Here is a 15,547-nt window from a genome sequence, read left to right as displayed (position 1 = left end):
GCAGCTCACGGCAAGGAGTCCCGATGGACATCGCGGCATTTCGCACCCCCGGGCTGGGCGACACCACCTACCTTCTGACCCATGAGGGCGTCGGCATCCTCGTCGATCCTCAGCGCGACGTCGATCGGTTCATCGACTTCGCCGACGGCGCCGGCATTCGGATCGGGCACGTCCTGGAAACCCATCTGCACAACGATTACGTTTCCGGCGGGCGCGAGGCCGCGCGTCGCAGTCGGGCCCAGCTCGTGCTGCCTGCGGCCGCGGGCGCAGCCTTTGAGCACGTGCCAGCCTTCCACCTCGAGGATCTGGAGGCCGAGGCACAGCTCACGATCCGGCCGATCCACACACCAGGGCATACGCCCGAGCACGTCAGCTATCTGGTTCTGCTCGATCGCCGGCCGGTGGCGCTCTTCTCTGGCGGAAGCCTCCTCGCCGGTTCAGCGGGCCGGACCGATCTCCTGGGGCCTGCGCGCGCCGGCCAGCTCGGCGTCCTCCAATTCGGCTCGCTCCAGCGGCTCGCGGCTCTCCCGGACGAGGTGCCGCTCTACCCGACCCATGGCGCGGGGTCCTTTTGCTCCGCCTCGTTGGCATCGAGGGGCACCTCGACCATCGGGCACGAGAAGGCGTTCAATCCGGCGCTCGCTCACCGCGACGCGGCCGAGTTCGTGCGCGCTCAGCTCGCGGGACTTCAGCCATACCCGACGTACTATGCCGCCATGGGGCCCATCAACGTCCTCGGCCCCCAGCCAATGCCCGCGCAAACCGTTCCGTCCCTCAGTGAGCGGGACGTCCGCACCCTGGCAAACCGAGTCTGGGTCGTGGACGCGCGCCCGCGCGAGCGCTTCGCCGCCGGCCACATTCCCGGATCGATCGGAATCGAACTCGACGAGCAGTTTGGCGTCTGGGCTGGCTGGATCCTGCCCTTCGGCAGCCCCATCGTGCTGGTGCTCGATCCAGGCCAGGATCTCGCCGAGGCGATGGTCCAGCTCGCGCGAATCGGCTTCGACGACGTGCGGGGCGTGGTGCAGGACCTCGACCCTCTGAATAGGACCCCGGAGTCCCTGGCAGCCTTCAAGACGGTCGATGTATCCGAGGCCGCGGATGCCCTCCGCCGGGGACTGGTGCGCCAGATCCTCGACGTGCGCTCGCCCGGCGAGTGGGACGCAGGACACCTGGGCGTCGGGTTCCACACCTATGTTCCGGACCTCGTCGACCGCGTTCCGGATGGCCTCTCCCCGGACGAGCCCGTGTGGGTCGCCTGTGCCAGCGGCTACCGGGCGACCATCGCGGCGGGGCTCCTGGAGCGCGCGGGATTCCGCCCCATTGTCGTGAGCCGCGGCGGCATCCCCGACCTCATGCGCCTGGCCTCCGGCGGCCAAGCTGCCTGAGCCGTTTGCGATTGATCGCGCGAATTTTCGTCGCTTGCACATTCCTCTGGAGGATCCTATCCAATGGCCGGTGGTCGACCTTCTTCTCTCGACAGTCCCACGCTCGCCCAGTGGCTCCGGCGTGAACGCCAGGTCGCGCTCATCGACGTCCGGACCGCTGCCGAGTTCCAATCCATTCACATCCCAGGATCGGTGAACCTGCCGCTCGATACCCTTGAGGGCCACCTGGATGAGCTGGCACGCGGGCTTCGCCAACCGGTGGTGCTGATTTGCCGTTCCGGAAATCGAGCCCATCACGCAGAACGCCTCCTGGCGGCAGCCGGAATCGGCGACGCCCAGGTGCTGGAAGGTGGAATCCTGGCCTGGGAGTCCGCCGGGGGCGCGGTGCAGCGCGGCCGCCAGCGCTGGGACCTGGAACGCCAAGTGCGCTTCGTCGCGGGCGCGATCGTCCTCGCGAGCGTGCTCGGCAGCCTCGCCTACGAGCCAGCCAAATGGATCGCGGGGGCCATCGGAGCAGGGCTAACCACCGCCGCGCTCACCAATAGCTGCCTCATGGGAATGCTCCTCAGCAAGCTGCCCTATAACCAGGGGGCGCGCTGCGACCCCGCCGCGGCGGTGTCCCAGCTGAGCGCCGGCGCCCAACCTGCCCAGGTGGGATGACCCGCCTGGACGAGCCTTGGAGTGGTGAGGAAAGGGCCAGAATGAAAACGCAGGATGAGCGGGTTCGAGATCGGCTGCGCCGGGCTGAGGGCCAGCTCCGCGGCATCATCAGGATGATCGAGGAGGGCCGGAGCTGCGAGGACGTCGTCACGCAGCTCACCGCCGTCCGCCACGCCATCGGGCGCGCCACGGAAGAGCTGATCACCGCGCACATCGACGAGTGCGTGAACACCCTTCCGCCGGACGAGATGCGCGAACGGGTTGGACGGGCGGTTCGATTGTTGGCGCGACGCGACTGACGAATCGCTCGATCGGCGGCGGGACCGTGGCATCCGACGAGTAAGCCGCCGGGGACCCGCCGCGACGTTCGGTACGTGCGACAAGTCGTGGCCAGCGCGTGACAGGATAGCCGCTATCGGGGAGAGGCCGCCCCTCGACTCATAGTCCGCCGACCGACCGTGCGCCCCGAGCCCGTCGCAGGGCGAGAGAACCGTTCACCCCGAGCCCGTCGCAGACGGGCTACCCGCTTCCTGCATCAGCGCTCGGGCAATCTCGGCCGCGCGCTCCTTATCGTCGGGCGCCAGCTCGCCGTCGAGCACCATGGCCAGCAAGCGGTCCTTGATGGGGCGAATCCAGGGGCCCGGCCCGCGGCCGAACATCTCCATCAGCTCGAGTCCGTCGAGCGGCGGGCGGATCCTCGCGACGTCTTCCTCTTCCCGTAGGCGGAGCGCGCGCTCACGGAGCTGCTCCACGCGGTCCTCGGCGGCGCGCACTCGCTCTTCGCGCCGGCTGGTCACGTCCGACCGCGAGAGGGCCAGGAGATCGTCCAGAGCATCGTCCGCCTCGCGCACGAGCCGTCGCACGGCGCCATCGGTCCACTCGCCCTCGTAGGAGTTGATTCGCCCGCTGAGCCGGACGAGCAGGCCGACGCGTTCTATTGTGGCTCGGTCGTACTTGAGCCGCTGGAGTATCCGCCTCGCAATCCGCTCGCCCACCGCCTCGTGGCCGTAGAAGTGGACCTCCTGATCCTCGACCGACATCACCCTGGGCTTTGCGATGTCGTGCAGCAGCGCGCCCCATCGGACGGCGAGAACCGACGGCGTGCGATCCAGCACCATGAGCGTGTGCTCGAAGTTGTCCTTGTGCCGCAGCCCCGGCGCCCGCACGTCGCGCAGAGCGAGCAGCTCGGGGATGATGTGCTGCATCAACCCGAGGACGCACAGCTCGCGGATGGGGCGGCTTGGGCGATCGACGAGGAGGATGCGGTTCAGCTCCTGGGCGACGCGCTCCGCGCTGATCGTACGCAGGGCGTTGGCGTTCCGAGCGATGGCCGCGCGCGTCGCGGGCTCGATCGCGAACCCGAACTGCGCGGCGAAGCGCACCGCGCGCAGGAGGCGCAGCGGATCCTCGGCAAACCGCTCGTCCGGGTCGCCGACCGCTCGGATGAGCTTCGCAGCCAGGTCCTCCTGCCCACCAAAGGGATCGATGATCCCGCCCCCGGCCGCTGGGCGAGCCATGGCGTTCACCGTGAAGTCGCGTCGCGACAGATCGGCCTCGAGACTTGTCCCATACTGGACTTCCGGTTTGCGGTTGCCCGGGGTATAGCTCTCCGAGCGAAAGGTCGTAATCTCGACCTGGTCTTCGCCAAAGATTGCACCGATGGTGCCGAACCGCTCGCCGATGGTGTAGATGGCGTCGGCGCCCGCCGCGCTCACCAGGCTCTTGATCTCGGCTGGCTCCGCTTCGGTTGTCAGGTCGAGGTCGTGGGTACTGAAGCCAAGGAGGGCATCGCGCACGCAGCCTCCAACCAAGTAGAGGCTCCTGCCGCGTTGGGCGAATGCCGCTGCCAGGGCGGCGACTGAGTCCATAGTCCGTCCCATCAGGATGGCGCCGCGCGGCGATGGCGCGGCACGCGGAGGCGACCCTCGGCCATTATAGAAAGTGCCGCGGGCGCACAGATCCCGCCCCTCCATGCGCCGATCGGTTCCTAGACGCGTGCGTGTCGCGTTAGGGCTGCCCGTCGGCGGGACGGCGCGGCGCGGGGGCCTCGGCCGGGGCGACCGGCCGCGCAGCCGCCGGTCGCGGCGCCGCTGTCGCGGCGGGCACGGGAGCGCCCGGCTGCGTCGGCGCTTGCGGCGCACCCGCGGGCTTTGCCTTGGTCAAGATCATCGTCATCGTGTTGCCCTCCATGAGTGGCATCCGCTCGACAGTGGCAACCGACTTGACGCGCGAGGCGACCTCCTCGAGGAGCTGGCGTCCGACGTTCGGATGCACCATCTCGCGCCCGCGAAACCGTAGCGTGACCTTGACCTTGTCGCCCTCTTCCACGAATCGCTCGATCTGCTTGGTCTTGAAGTCCACGTCGTGGACGCTGGTCTTGGGCCGGAGTCGGACCTCCTTCATGAGCACCGTTTTCTGGTGTTTCCGAGCCTCTCTGTCCTTCTTCTCCTGCTCGTACTTGAACCGTCCGTAATCGAGCAAGCGGCATACGGGCGGCACCGCGGTCGGGGCCACCTCGACCAGGTCGACGCCGCGCTCGCGTGCGATGCGCAACGCCTCCAAAGTCGGTACGACACCCAGCTGGCCGCCCTCTTCGTCGATCAGTCGGACTTCGCGGACGCGGATTTGCTCGTTTATCCGAAGGTCTTTACTTATGGTCCTCCTCCTGCCTCATCAGGTGTATTCGTCTGCAAAGTGCACGGGAACGCGCGACTTCTGAAATCAGTATACGCTCGACAAGCCGTATTGGCTGCCTTCTTCAACGAACCGCGCACGTGCCTGCGATACGGTGAGGGTGCCCAGGTTTTCGCCGCTTCGCAAGCGGACCGCCACGGAGTCGGCCGCAACCTCTCGGTCTCCGACCACCAACATGTACGGGATCTTCTGGAGCTGCGCCTGACGAATCTTGTGGTTTAAGTTCTCCCGCCGCGCATCGAGCGTGACACGAAAGCCGCTATCTCTCAGCCGTTTCACCACCGACGCGGCAAATTCCGCGTGCCGGTCCGCGATGGGGAGCACAACGGCCTGGACCGGAGCGAGCCAGAATGGAAACGCCCCGGCGTAGTGCTCGATGAGCATCGCGATGAACCGCTCGAAGCTCCCGAAGATCGCGCGATGGAGCACGATCGGCCGGTGGCGCTGCGCGTCTTCGCCGACGTACGTCAGGTCGAAGCGCTGGGGGAGCTGATAGTCGAGCTGAATCGTGGCGCACTGCCACCGGCGCCCGATGGCGTCGGTCACGTGGAAGTCGATCTTTGGTCCGTAAAACGCCGCCTCGCCGGGCTGGACGCGGTAGGCAACGTCGTTCGCCTCGAGCGCCTCGCGCAGCTCCGCCTCGGCGGCGTCCCACGTCGCGACTTCTCCGAGGTAGCTCTCCGGATTCCGGGTCGACAGCTCGACGTCGTAGGTCAAACCAAACGCGCCATAGACCTGGCCGACCAGCCGCAGGAGTCCGCTGACCTCATCGCCAAGCTGGTCCGGACGGATGAAGAGGTGGGCGTCGTCCTGGCAGAACTGGCGCACGCGCGTGAGCCCGGAGAGAACCCCGGACGCCTCGTTCCGATGGAGCACGCCCTGGTCGTGGATTCGGAGGGGCAAGTCGCGGTACGAGCGCAGCTCGCTTGCATAGATCAGCATGTGCCCGGGGCAGTTCATGGGCTTGAGGCCCATCTCCTCGTTGTCGGTATGGACCGGGAACATGACGTCGCGGAACTTCTCCCAGTGACCGCTGGTCTCCCAGAGGGCGCGATTGTACACCAGGGGCGTGCGCACCTCCACGTAGTCCGCCGTGTCGACGAGCAAGTGCCGCATGTAATTGGAAAGGAGGGTGTAGACGGTCGCGCCTTTCGGGAGCCAGAAGGCCTCGCCCGGCGCCCATGGGTGGAACATGAACAGCTCGAGCTCGCGGCCGAGCCGGCGGTGATCGCGCTTCTCCGCCTCCTCCAGCCGCCAGAGGTACTGATCGAGGGCCGCCTGCGTTGGCCACGCTGTGCCGTAGATCCGCTGGAGCTGGGGACGCGCGGAGTCGCCGCGCCAGTACGCGCCTGCAAGGCTCAGCAGCTTGAAGGGGCCGATCTCTCCCGTGTGGCGGACGTGGGGTCCGCGACAGAGATCGACGAAGGCGCCCGTGTGGTAGAGGCTCGCGCTGTCCACGTTCGATGGATCGACGTCCGCGTCCTCACGGCTGGCGATACGTGTCGTGCCGCGCTCCTTGAGGTCGGTCAATAGCTCGACCTTGTAATCCTGGCCCATAGCGCGGAAGCGCTCGATCGCCTCGTCGATGGGCACATCTTCGCGCACGAAGGGCAGCCGCTCGGCCGCGATGGCCCGCATCTCGTCCTCGATGCGCGGGAGGTCCTCGGGGGTCAGGCGCTGGGGCACATCAACGTCGTAGTAGAACCCATGCTCGATGTTCGGGCCGATCCCGAGACGGGTGCCCGGGAATAGCCGCTCCACGGCCGCCGCCATGAGATGGGCGGCGCTATGCCGCATCGTGTCAAGGTCGGGAGAGGACCCGACCGCTTGCACCCCGCTGTCCGACCCCATAGACCCCCTCGCCAATAACAAAAAACCTCTCGCCCTGGGACGAGAGGTTGACTCATTCGCAATCCACCCAGGCTCGGTGGGCAAGAAGGGACTCGAACCCCTGGCCTCCACGATGTCAACGTGGCGCTCTAACCAGCTGAGCTACTTGCCCGTGCTGAAGATGATATCCGCCCCTCGATTCACGGTCAACGTCGCCCCAGATGCTTCTCGATGAGGAGATGCCGAGTTGGATGTGGACAGTACTGCTCCGAAGATGTCAGGGGGCTGGATCTGGCTGGGCCGCACGGCCTGGGATATGATTGCGGCACTCGCCCGAGAAACTCTCACCGTGGAGGTGCACCTTATGAGGAGCACCCACAGCCATGGCTGCTGAGCCGTCGGCGGTGGACCCCGCCGCCATCGGAGAACGTCCGCGCGTCGACATTCAGGAGAAGGTGACCGGCGCCGCCCGCTACGTCGAGGACCTGCCGAATCTGCCGGGCACGGTGTACGCGGCAGCCATCCGCAGCCCCTACTCCTACGCGCGCATCGTGTCGGTGGACTCGTCGCGCGCGGCGAAGCTCCCCGGCGTCGTCGCGATCCTCGACCCGAACTCCCTCGGTGAGTACGACGTGCACCTCGTGCCCGAGACATCTGACAACCGATTCATCACGACGGACTGCGCGCGGTTCGACGGCGACATCATCGGTATGGTCGCGGCGGAGGACCTCCGGACGGCGCGCGCGGCCGCGAGCATGGTGGATATCGAGTGGGAGATCCTCGAGCCACTGTTCTCCCAGCAGGTCGCGATTGCGCCCGACGCGCCGAACCTGCACGCGGATGCCGAAGGGAACCGCGCCCACGTGGAGACGCTGGAGTGGGGCGACGTGGAGCAGGCCCTGCGCGACTCCGATTATGTTTTCGAGGGGACCTTCACCTCGCCGACCATCTACCACCACCCCATCGAGCCGTCGATGTCGGTCCTCGTCAACTACACGGCCCAGGGGATCGAGGCGTGGTCCTCGAGCAACAACCCGTTCGACGTCGTCCGCGAGATGCACGAGCTGTTCGGCGTGAGCCCCGAGCAGGTACGGATCCACGTGCCCTACGTTGGCGGCAACTTCGGGGCGAAGCACAGCTCGCGGGAGATGCTGGCGGCCGCCGCGCTCTCCATGCGGATCGGACGACCGGTGAAGTTCCTCGCCACCGAGGAGGAGAGCTTTCGGGTCACGGCGCGGCACGCCATGGACTACACGGCGCGAGTCGGCGTGAAGCGCGACGGGACGCTGCTCGGCCTGGACGTCGAGCTGGCGGTCGACGCCGGCGCGTACCTCACGGGCACGCGCATCGCCACGTCGAACGCCGTCAACTCCGCTTTCGGAGGCTATCGCCTGCCCAACTTCCGCGTCCGGGCCTGCGCCGCCTATACCAATAAGGTGCCCGCGGCCATGTTCCGCAACACGGGGAAGAACCAGACTTCGTTCGGCATCGACTGCGCGATGGACAGCGTGGCGCGTCACCTGGGGATCGCGCCGATCGAGCTGCGGGCCAAGAACCTTTTGACCCGAGGCGAGACGATCCCGGCCGCCACGTGGATCCGCGACGGCAAGGAAGCGGCGACGCGGATCCCGAAGATGGACACCGACTACGTGGAGCTGATGGAGCAGGCCGTGCGGGCGATCGGATGGGACGGGCGCACAGCCGGACCGATCCCCGTCGGCACGGACGGGCGGCGCGTGCGCGGGCGCGGGATGGCCGTCTCCGTCCGGCGTGGCGCGTCCATCGGGTCCGCCACGGCGGGCGCAACCCTCGAGCGCGACGGGAGTGTCACCATCTCGCACAACGCGCCCGACGTGGGGGAGGGCGCCCATACCATGATCAGCATCGTCGCCGCGCGCAGCCTCGGGATCTCTCAGGATGACGTGCATGTAGGGGAGCCCGACACGGGGAACCAGCTCATGTTCTCCGGCACCAGCTCGCAGCGGACGACGGTCCAGATGGGCAACGCCGTGCGCAACGCATGCGAGGCGCTGAAGCGGGAGCTGTGCGAGGCGGCGGCGCGCTCCTACGGCGGGGCGGCAGATGAATGGCGCGTCGAGGACGGCGCGCTGCGAAGGGACGGGCAGACCGTGCAGCTCCGCGAGATCGCCGAGCGCCTGCCCGCCGGCGGCGCCATCACCAGCCGAGGCGAGTACGTGCACGGGACGCCGGTCCTGAGCGTGACCTTCGGCGACCATGATCACTGGTCACCGGGCGTCGCCGCCGTGGAGCTGGAGGTGGACAAGGAAACCGGCGAGGTGAAGGTCATCCAGTACGCGGCGGTCGCCGACGCCGGGAAGATCCTGCACTACCACTCGGCCCGGGGGCAGATCGAGGGCGGAGCGGTGATGGGGTTCGGCGCAACGCTCTTCGAGGAGGTCTGCTACCAGGAAGGACAGCTCCTGAACGCGGATGCCTTCCAGTATCGGCTGCCGCACATGGCGGACATCCCGGAGCAATTTCGGACGATCATCGTCGAGCACGGCGATGGGCCGGGGCCCTTCGGCTCCAAGGGGATCGCCCAGACCTCGATCCCGTGCGTGGCCCCTGCGGTCGCCAACGCGATCTTCGACGCGACGGGCGTGCGTCTCACCGCGCTGCCCTTTACGCCGGAGAAGATCCTGGCCGGCCTGGGCGCGCTCGCGGACATCGAGTAGCCCACTCGCCTCCTCCGCTCGTCCTTCGACAAGCTGAGGACGAGCGGGAGCAGGGCACGCGCATAGACACGCGCCGACCAATTGGCAAAAATCCCGGCATGAGACGCTGGCTCGCGATCCCCATGTTCGCCACCGCGTACGTTGTCGCGGCGTGCGTGGCGTCAACCGATCGGGACGCCGCCATCGCCCGAGCGCGCCAGGTGTATGCCGAAGAGCGGGCGCGGGGAACCGACTTCGCCAGCGGCCCGTGCATCGCCGAGGACCTCGCCCCCGACTGGGTGGCGGACGTGGCGCACCAACCCAGGCAGCCCGTCGACGACCAGGCGGAGAACCAGTGCAAGGCCTTTCGCGAGGGCCGCGCCCACCACTTCGTCGAGCTGGACCCCGCGGGGAACCTGATCCGGGCGCAATAGCCCGAGCGGCCCACCGCAATCCTCGCGGAGCCGAGAGGATCTGTGCACGTCCGCGCGCCATAGTCCTTTGCCGGACAGCAGCCCGAGGACTACACTGCGCGCATGAAGTTCGCGCACTTCTCCCACGTCTGGAACAAGCCGGGCATGACCGCCGCGCAGCGCTATGAGCAGCTCTGGAATGAGCTCGCGCTGTGCGACGAGCACGGCTTCGACTACGCCTTTGCCGTCGAGCATCACTTCCGTCCGTATGAGGCGTTGATGCCCACGCCTGCCGTCTATTGCGCCGCGGCTGCCGCCCACACGAAGCGCCTCCGAATCGGGCCCATGGGCTACATCGTCCCCCTGTACGATCCGTTGCGGATCGTCGAGGAAGCCGCGGTGCTCGACAACGTGTTGGGCGGTCGGCTAGACCTCGGCCTCGTCTCAGGCATCGCACCCGACTATTTCCAGCCGTACAAGGCGGACTTCGAAAACCGACGTGCCATCACCAACGAAGCGCTCGCGATCGTGAAGACGGCCTTCGCCACTGAAGGGCCCTTCAGCTTCAAAGGTCAATTCCACCAATACGAGAACCTGCGGCTGTCAGTGAAGCCGATTCAGAAACCCCATCCGCCGATCTGGATCGAGTCGCGCGATCCGAAGACCCTGGAGTTCCTCGCCCAGGAAGGAATCCACACCGGTTACGTGTTCTTCATGCCGCGGGACGAGGCCGCGCCGCGCTATCGCGATTACGTGGACCTCTGGCGCAAGGCCGGCCATCCTGACAGGCCGAAGGTCAGCTATTGGGCCCTGGTATACGTCGATGAAACGGATGAGCTCGCCGTGGAGCATGCCAAGCCCCACTTCGAGCACGCCTTTACGAAGGTGTTCGGCGTCCGCGAAGTGGATGGCGTGCTGCGGCCGCAGCTTGCGGAAAACGCTGAGCGGCGCGGCGAGCACGCGTCAGCCGAGATCGCGCGCCACGTTACCGACGTCGAATACCTCATCGACCGAAACCTCGCGTTCGTCGGCTCACCCGAGACGGTTTCGCGAAGCATTCAACAAGCCGCGCGCGAGGGGATGATCAATACGCTGCTCTGCGAGATGAACTTTGGCGCCATGACCGACGAGGAGATCAGGCGTTCGATCACACTGTTCGGCACGCGAGTCATTCCGACATTACGGTCGTTCGAGCCATTTTGAGATCCGACCAGGCATGGCGGCTGCGCCATGGAGAAGGCCCCGCCCGACTAGACGTCGCGACGGGGGATCAATCCCCGCCCGACCGTATTGTGCGGGCCTGGCCCCACCGACCCACTAGGCCAGGCTCGAGAGACCGGGGAGGCCGTCCACACTGACGTTGTGGCTCGCCTGATAGCTTGCGATCCCGTCCGGCCCCTTGTGATCGAGCCATGCCTGCATCTGGGTCCGTTCCCCCGAGTAGCTCATCAGCGGCACCGCATAGCCACACGAATCGGAGAGCCGGTCCAGCTCGACCACGATGACCGAACGGACTCCGTCGTGTTCGGGAAAACGTTTTCGCCAATCCGGAAATTCTGGGTCCGCCTGCTCGATGACCCGGCCGCGGCCCTGCAAACGCACGATCCGGGGCGGCCCCTCGAACGCGCAAAACATGAATGTGATGCGACCATTATCGCGAAGATGGGCAATGGTTTCGACACCACTTCCGGTGAGATCGAGATAGGCGACCGTCTTCGGACCGACAATGCGGAACGTGTCGTGACCTTTGGGTGACACGTTGACGTGCCCGTCAAGGCTGCTGGCGGCGGTCGCTACAAAGAAGAGATGCTGGGCCTGGAGGAACCGCTTCATCTTGTCGTCGATTTCTGCGATCACGCTTGCCACAAGCTACCTCCTTGGCGCGATTGGTGTGGTTCATAACTCGCGAGATCGTAAGGGAGAAACCCATGGAATTGCACTGGTCGCTAATCCCGCACCACTGCCTGCGCGCCCGGGATTTGGAGTTGGAGCATTCCGGTCCCAACGGCAAGCGGGAGAACGAGCCTAATGCCGATCCCGACCGTTGCAAATCCAAGCGACCACCGAGGGTGCCCTCCTCGCATCAGCTTCCCCAACGCCGTACGACCGACTTCGCCCCGACGTGGGGATACGTGCTCCGCCCGTCGAGCGTACGCATGTGCGCCCGGGACGTCAACTCACGCTCAGCATGGGATCCGATTGACAGCCAGAGGCGGTGGCGCCGGCGGCGCCACATTGAATCTCTGCGCCGGAGCATCGTAGGATGAGCGGCGGATCGACGCTCCAAACACCCCGCGGGATCGCAGCTGCGCACCGAATTGCTGGAGCGCTGGGGAGAGACATGTCGGCGAAGCAAGCGTACATCACGGGGATCACGCAAGCGTTTTCAGAGACGCCCTACGCCCAATGGCTGCGCCGGGAGGGGGTCCCGATCCATGAGGGGTTCACGGTGGACGACGTCCGCGAGCTGGAAATGGCGCCGTGGCCTCGCGTCGGCGGGAACGCCGTCTTCATCACCCTGTACGCGCACATGGAAGCGAACCTGGGCCTCTACCTGGTCGAGATCCCGCCCCGGCGAAGCCTGGAGCCGGAACGATGGTGCTGTCAAAAGGTCGTGCTGGTCGAGCAGGGGATCGGCTCTACTGAAGTCTGGCAGGAGGGAGAATCGCGAAAGCAGGTCTTCGAGTGGGGCAAGGGAAGCGTGTTCGCCATTCCGCTCAACGCGTGGCACCGGATGCACAACCTGGGCGCCGAGCCGGCGAAGTTCATGGTGATGAATAGCGCTCCCCTCGTCATGAAGGGCTTCAACAGCGCGGACTTCGTCTTCAATTGTCCCGTGACGTTTCCTGAGCTGTACTCCGGAGACGACGACCAGTACTTCGTCGAGTCGAACAAGAAGTACCGCTTTGGCCGCGAGGGATCGCACAGCAATTGGTGGGAGACGAACTTTATCCACGATGCCTGGACCGCCTCGCTCCGCACCTCCAACAAGGCGTATGGCAATCTCTCCCACAGCTTCCGAATGGTCAACAAGACCATTGGCGGCACGATCCACGAATGGCCCGCCGGCCGCTACCACCAGGCCCACTACCACGGGCCCGGCGCCCTGCTCCACACGCTCCGCTCGGAGGGATTCGTGATGCTCTGGCCCTTCGAGCTGGGCATGCGCCCGTTCGAATCGGGGCATGGCGACGAGGTGGTGATCGAGCCGTTCGGGGAGGGAGGACTGTACAGCCCCCCGGGCCAGTGGTTCCACGCGCACTTCAACACCGGCGCCGGCCCCATGCGCCAGATCGCGTTCTATGGTGGAACCGCCTTCGGCGATCTCGCACCGAAACGCACGGGGCGGGGCGGCGAAGAGTTCAATCCGACCCACGAGAGCGTCACCGAGGGCGGGCGCCTGATCCGCTACTGGCAGGAAGACCCGGAGGTTCGGCGGCGGTTCAAGGCGATGCTAGATGAGAAGGAGATCCCGTTCGACATGCCCGACTCGCTCTTCGCGCCGCCGGAAGCGGAGCGGCCGGGGTTCTGACCTTCACCGCTTCCCGGCCATCACATCGAAGGTCCGTGGCGAAGGGCAAGTCGCGCGCAGATCAACCTCTAACGCCTGCTCCACGATCATGGTGAGGCAATGGTCTCCCTCGCCGCAACTCTCGAGATCAAAGGTCACCGTCCAGACCGTGCGCCCCGCCGGCCGTCGTGGCTCCCTCCACGGCGCCCAACCGCGCGGCTCCTGCAATATGCCGATGGCGAGCCGTTGAGGTCCGGAAGGCGCCGTTCGCCCAGCGGCCGACGGCTCCTTCGCCATGGGCTGCATCGCGGGTCCCGAGCAGGCCCCCACGACCGGGACCAGCGCGGCCAACAGCGCGGAGATGAGCTGGTGAGGTAGGCAGCTGTGTCGTTTGACCGAACGAAGACTTGGTGTTACGTTCGCCGTGCTCTCGGGAATCGACGACAGGAGGTTCCAATCATGGCATCCCGCGCCCGTTCCGCGACCGCCTTCGTGACCGCCGCGTTGGTGGTGGCGGCGATCTTCATCCCACGGCTGGGCTCGGCATCCCAGGCGCCGACCGGGACGGTCACGATGGAGTGGTTTGGCTGGTCGCACTATCGGTTCACGTCGCCCACGGGAAAAGTCGTGCTTACGAACCCGTGGGTGCTCAATCCCGACTCACCGATCCAGCTTTCCGATGTGACGCAAGCGGACATCATTCTTCCAGCCGACGGACACGGCGACGACATGGGGAACGCTCTTGAGATTGCAGAGCAGACGGGTGGAACGATCGTAAGCCCGTCATTTGAGATGGGCACGTGGTTTCTTGACAAAGGGCTCCCGCGCTCCCAGTTGATCCAGGCGGCCGGTCCCGGCGATCGTGCGATCATCGATGGCATCACGGTTCGCATAGTCAACTCCGTCCATGGAAGCGGGCTGGGGACGGCGGCGAGCGAACGCGTACCCTACGGGGGCCCGGCGGCCGGATTCGTGATCACGTTCGAGAACGGCTGGACTGCCTACTTCGCCGGTAGTTCGGCGGCCCACCAAGACCAGGCGCTGGTAGCCCAGATGTACCACCCGGATTTGGCGATCCTCGCACTCAACGGCGGTCATGAGCCCATGGATTTCGCGATGCAGGTCAAGCTGTTGATGACCGACAATCCGAATCTTTCCGCCGTCTTCCCGCACCATCAGCGGGTCGAGCCGAGCGCCGGACAAACCACCATTGCCGAGGCGCAGAGCGCGGTCGACGCCATGGGGCTCGGGCAGACTATTACAACGCCGGAGCTCGGACGCGTCTACAGCTTCAGCAAGTAGGTCGTCGCTGTTTCCGCGCTCTCTGCTTGCCTCGGCGATGGGGTTCCACAAATTGGTGGAGCCCACAGACCGCTGTTCGTTGCTGTCGGTTGTTGCCCGCTGGGCCTCTCTCCAGGCTTGCTCAGCCGGGCGGTCAGGGGCCCGGTCACCGGATGTCGCAGGTGTGAGCGTTCCAGGTAGCGTTATCGGCCGGAGTGAAGCCGGTTAGCCGCTTGGCGACCATGAAGCTCTTCACGTCGTAGAACAGTCCCATCATGATCAGCTGATCGGAGATCTGGTGGACGATGTCCCCCAGGGCCTGCATTCGGTCATCCCACGGAATCGTCGTCATGTAGCGATCCACCATGGTGTCGAACTCTGCGCTCATATAGCGACTTCGGTTGCTTCCGGTGAACCGGTTCGCCGGCAGCGGTGTCTCCGAGCTGTGGAGCCGCCAGACATTGTCCGCGCCGTTCGGGAAGCGGATCATCTCGAAGCTCGGCATCTGCGTTCGGTATTCGAGATCCGCCAGTCGCTGAACCGGTAGCACCACGGGATCGATATCGAGGCCCAATCGCTTCCAGTAGTCCACGAGCGGGAAGAACGCCCTGGTATGAATGGCCGGCCAGGCGGTGCTATGGACTTCCAGGCTCAGACGTTGCCCATCGGCCCCGCGCCACCCGCCATCGGGGAGTTTCTGATAGCCGATCTCATTCAAGAGCTGCGCTGCATTGATAAATTGCGGGAACACGACGATCCACGACGAATAATTGATGGCGAGCCCGCCGTCTGGCCACTGGTCCTTCACTCCCAGGGCCTGTTCCAGGGCGAGACTCGAACCGAGGGGGAGATCTACGGAGCCTGCCAGCAGCGCGGCGGTAAGCGTATCGGCGTCGTTGAAGAACTGCACGTCGATCTCGTCGATCTTGGGCCATCCCAGCACGTAGTGCTCACTTCGCCCGTCCGCTCCTTGGCCCGGATGGCGTAGACCACCGGGCGGGTAATGCCGAAGGCCCGAGCGGTGGCCGCTACGTTGCCGCCGGTGCTCGCGAGATAGTTGAGCACCGCCAGGCGGGCGGCGACCGGGTCGATGCG

General features: G+C 66.0%; 13 protein-coding genes and 1 tRNA gene. 8 read left to right on the top strand and 6 right to left on the bottom strand.

Translation table 11 applies throughout. The features are described from left to right. Positions 1-23 precede the first annotated feature (23 nt). From VFC51_11625 to VFC51_11615, 3 genes are all read left to right on the top strand, one after another. Positions 24-1,388, top strand: a complete 1,365-nt coding sequence (locus VFC51_11625) for an MBL fold metallo-hydrolase (GenBank protein HZT07672.1) — start codon at positions 24-26, stop codon at positions 1,386-1,388. Positions 1,389-1,451: 63 nt separating this feature from the next. Further along, positions 1,452-2,048: a rhodanese-like domain-containing protein gene (locus tag VFC51_11620; GenBank protein HZT07671.1), complete on the top strand. Its 597-nt coding sequence runs from the start codon at positions 1,452-1,454 to the stop codon at positions 2,046-2,048. Positions 2,049-2,089: 41 nt separating this feature from the next. After that, a complete protein-coding gene (locus VFC51_11615) occupies positions 2,090-2,347 on the top strand; it encodes a metal-sensitive transcriptional regulator (protein ID HZT07670.1) in 258 nt (85 codons plus the stop codon). 195 nt (positions 2,348-2,542) lie between these two features. Here VFC51_11615 and VFC51_11610 read toward each other — a convergent pair whose 3' ends face one another. From VFC51_11610 to VFC51_11595, 4 genes are all read right to left on the bottom strand, one after another. Continuing rightward, on the bottom strand, positions 2,543-3,916 hold the full coding sequence (locus tag VFC51_11610) for an HD domain-containing protein (GenBank protein ID HZT07669.1): 1,374 nt from the start codon (positions 3,914-3,916) through the stop codon (positions 2,543-2,545). Positions 3,917-4,055: 139 nt separating this feature from the next. Next, positions 4,056-4,685 carry a translation initiation factor IF-3 gene (gene infC / locus VFC51_11605; protein HZT07668.1) on the bottom strand — a complete coding sequence of 210 codons (630 nt, stop codon included), beginning with the start codon at positions 4,683-4,685 and terminating at the stop codon, positions 4,056-4,058. 84 nt (positions 4,686-4,769) lie between these two features. Beyond that, positions 4,770-6,593, bottom strand: a complete 1,824-nt coding sequence (gene thrS, locus VFC51_11600) for a threonine--tRNA ligase (GenBank protein HZT07667.1) — start codon at positions 6,591-6,593, stop codon at positions 4,770-4,772. Positions 6,594-6,670: 77 nt separating this feature from the next. Further along, positions 6,671-6,744: transfer RNA gene (locus tag VFC51_11595), tRNA-Val, on the bottom strand. A 211-nt stretch (positions 6,745-6,955) separates the two neighbouring features. Here VFC51_11595 and VFC51_11590 point away from each other — a divergent pair. The 3 genes from VFC51_11590 to VFC51_11580 all read left to right on the top strand — a co-directional run bounded on the left by VFC51_11590 (position 6,956) and on the right by VFC51_11580 (position 10,863). Continuing rightward, complete coding sequence (locus VFC51_11590) at positions 6,956-9,268, top strand: xanthine dehydrogenase family protein molybdopterin-binding subunit (protein HZT07666.1); 2,313 nt, start codon at positions 6,956-6,958, stop codon at positions 9,266-9,268. Between the two features lie 98 nt (positions 9,269-9,366). Then, positions 9,367-9,681, top strand: coding sequence for a hypothetical protein (locus VFC51_11585; GenBank protein HZT07665.1), 315 nt, complete (start codon positions 9,367-9,369; stop codon positions 9,679-9,681). A gap of 102 nt (positions 9,682-9,783) precedes the next feature. Then, positions 9,784-10,863, top strand: a complete 1,080-nt coding sequence (locus VFC51_11580) for an LLM class flavin-dependent oxidoreductase (GenBank protein ID HZT07664.1) — start codon at positions 9,784-9,786, stop codon at positions 10,861-10,863. Positions 10,864-10,977: 114 nt separating this feature from the next. On the opposite strand, the gene VFC51_11575 is transcribed toward VFC51_11580, so the two are convergent. Then, positions 10,978-11,526: a pyridoxamine 5'-phosphate oxidase family protein gene (locus VFC51_11575; GenBank protein ID HZT07663.1), complete on the bottom strand. Its 549-nt coding sequence runs from the start codon at positions 11,524-11,526 to the stop codon at positions 10,978-10,980. 475 nt (positions 11,527-12,001) lie between these two features. On the opposite strand from VFC51_11575, the gene VFC51_11570 reads away from it, so the two are divergent. Together VFC51_11570 and VFC51_11565 are read left to right on the top strand one after the other, a co-directional pair. After that, positions 12,002-13,192, top strand: coding sequence for a hypothetical protein (locus tag VFC51_11570; protein ID HZT07662.1), 1,191 nt, complete (start codon positions 12,002-12,004; stop codon positions 13,190-13,192). A gap of 438 nt (positions 13,193-13,630) precedes the next feature. Further along, positions 13,631-14,473 (top strand): MBL fold metallo-hydrolase, encoded by an 843-nt coding sequence (locus VFC51_11565; GenBank protein HZT07661.1) that lies wholly within the window; start codon positions 13,631-13,633, stop codon positions 14,471-14,473. 145 nt (positions 14,474-14,618) lie between these two features. On the opposite strand, the gene VFC51_11560 is transcribed toward VFC51_11565, so the two are convergent. Beyond that, on the bottom strand, positions 14,619-15,395 hold the full coding sequence (locus tag VFC51_11560) for a hypothetical protein (protein ID HZT07660.1): 777 nt from the start codon (positions 15,393-15,395) through the stop codon (positions 14,619-14,621). Positions 15,396-15,547: the final 152 nt, after the last annotated feature.

This window comes from Chloroflexota bacterium, assembly GCA_035652535.1.
GTDB lineage: Bacteria > Chloroflexota > UBA6077 > UBA6077 > SHYK01 > DASRDP01.
This window is presented reverse-complemented; position numbering and strand designations above follow the sequence as displayed.

What these genes read in the sequence shown, in the direction of transcription:
- VFC51_11585 (HZT07665.1), top strand. Translation starts at nt 9,367, where the DNA reads ATGAGACGCTGGCTCGCGATCCCCATGTTCGCCACCGCGTACGTTGTC.
- VFC51_11590 (HZT07666.1), top strand. Translation starts at nt 6,956, where the DNA reads ATGGCTGCTGAGCCGTCGGCGGTGGACCCCGCCGCCATCGGAGAACGT.
- VFC51_11620 (HZT07671.1), top strand. Translation starts at nt 1,452, where the DNA reads ATGGCCGGTGGTCGACCTTCTTCTCTCGACAGTCCCACGCTCGCCCAG.
- VFC51_11565 (HZT07661.1), top strand. Translation starts at nt 13,631, where the DNA reads ATGGCATCCCGCGCCCGTTCCGCGACCGCCTTCGTGACCGCCGCGTTG.
- VFC51_11610 (HZT07669.1), bottom strand. Translation starts at nt 3,916, where the DNA reads ATGGACTCAGTCGCCGCCCTGGCAGCGGCATTCGCCCAACGCGGCAGG.
- VFC51_11580 (HZT07664.1), top strand. Translation starts at nt 9,784, where the DNA reads ATGAAGTTCGCGCACTTCTCCCACGTCTGGAACAAGCCGGGCATGACC.
- VFC51_11570 (HZT07662.1), top strand. Translation starts at nt 12,002, where the DNA reads ATGTCGGCGAAGCAAGCGTACATCACGGGGATCACGCAAGCGTTTTCA.
- VFC51_11615 (HZT07670.1), top strand. Translation starts at nt 2,090, where the DNA reads ATGAAAACGCAGGATGAGCGGGTTCGAGATCGGCTGCGCCGGGCTGAG.
- thrS (HZT07667.1), bottom strand. Translation starts at nt 6,593, where the DNA reads ATGGGGTCGGACAGCGGGGTGCAAGCGGTCGGGTCCTCTCCCGACCTT.
- VFC51_11625 (HZT07672.1), top strand. Translation starts at nt 24, where the DNA reads ATGGACATCGCGGCATTTCGCACCCCCGGGCTGGGCGACACCACCTAC.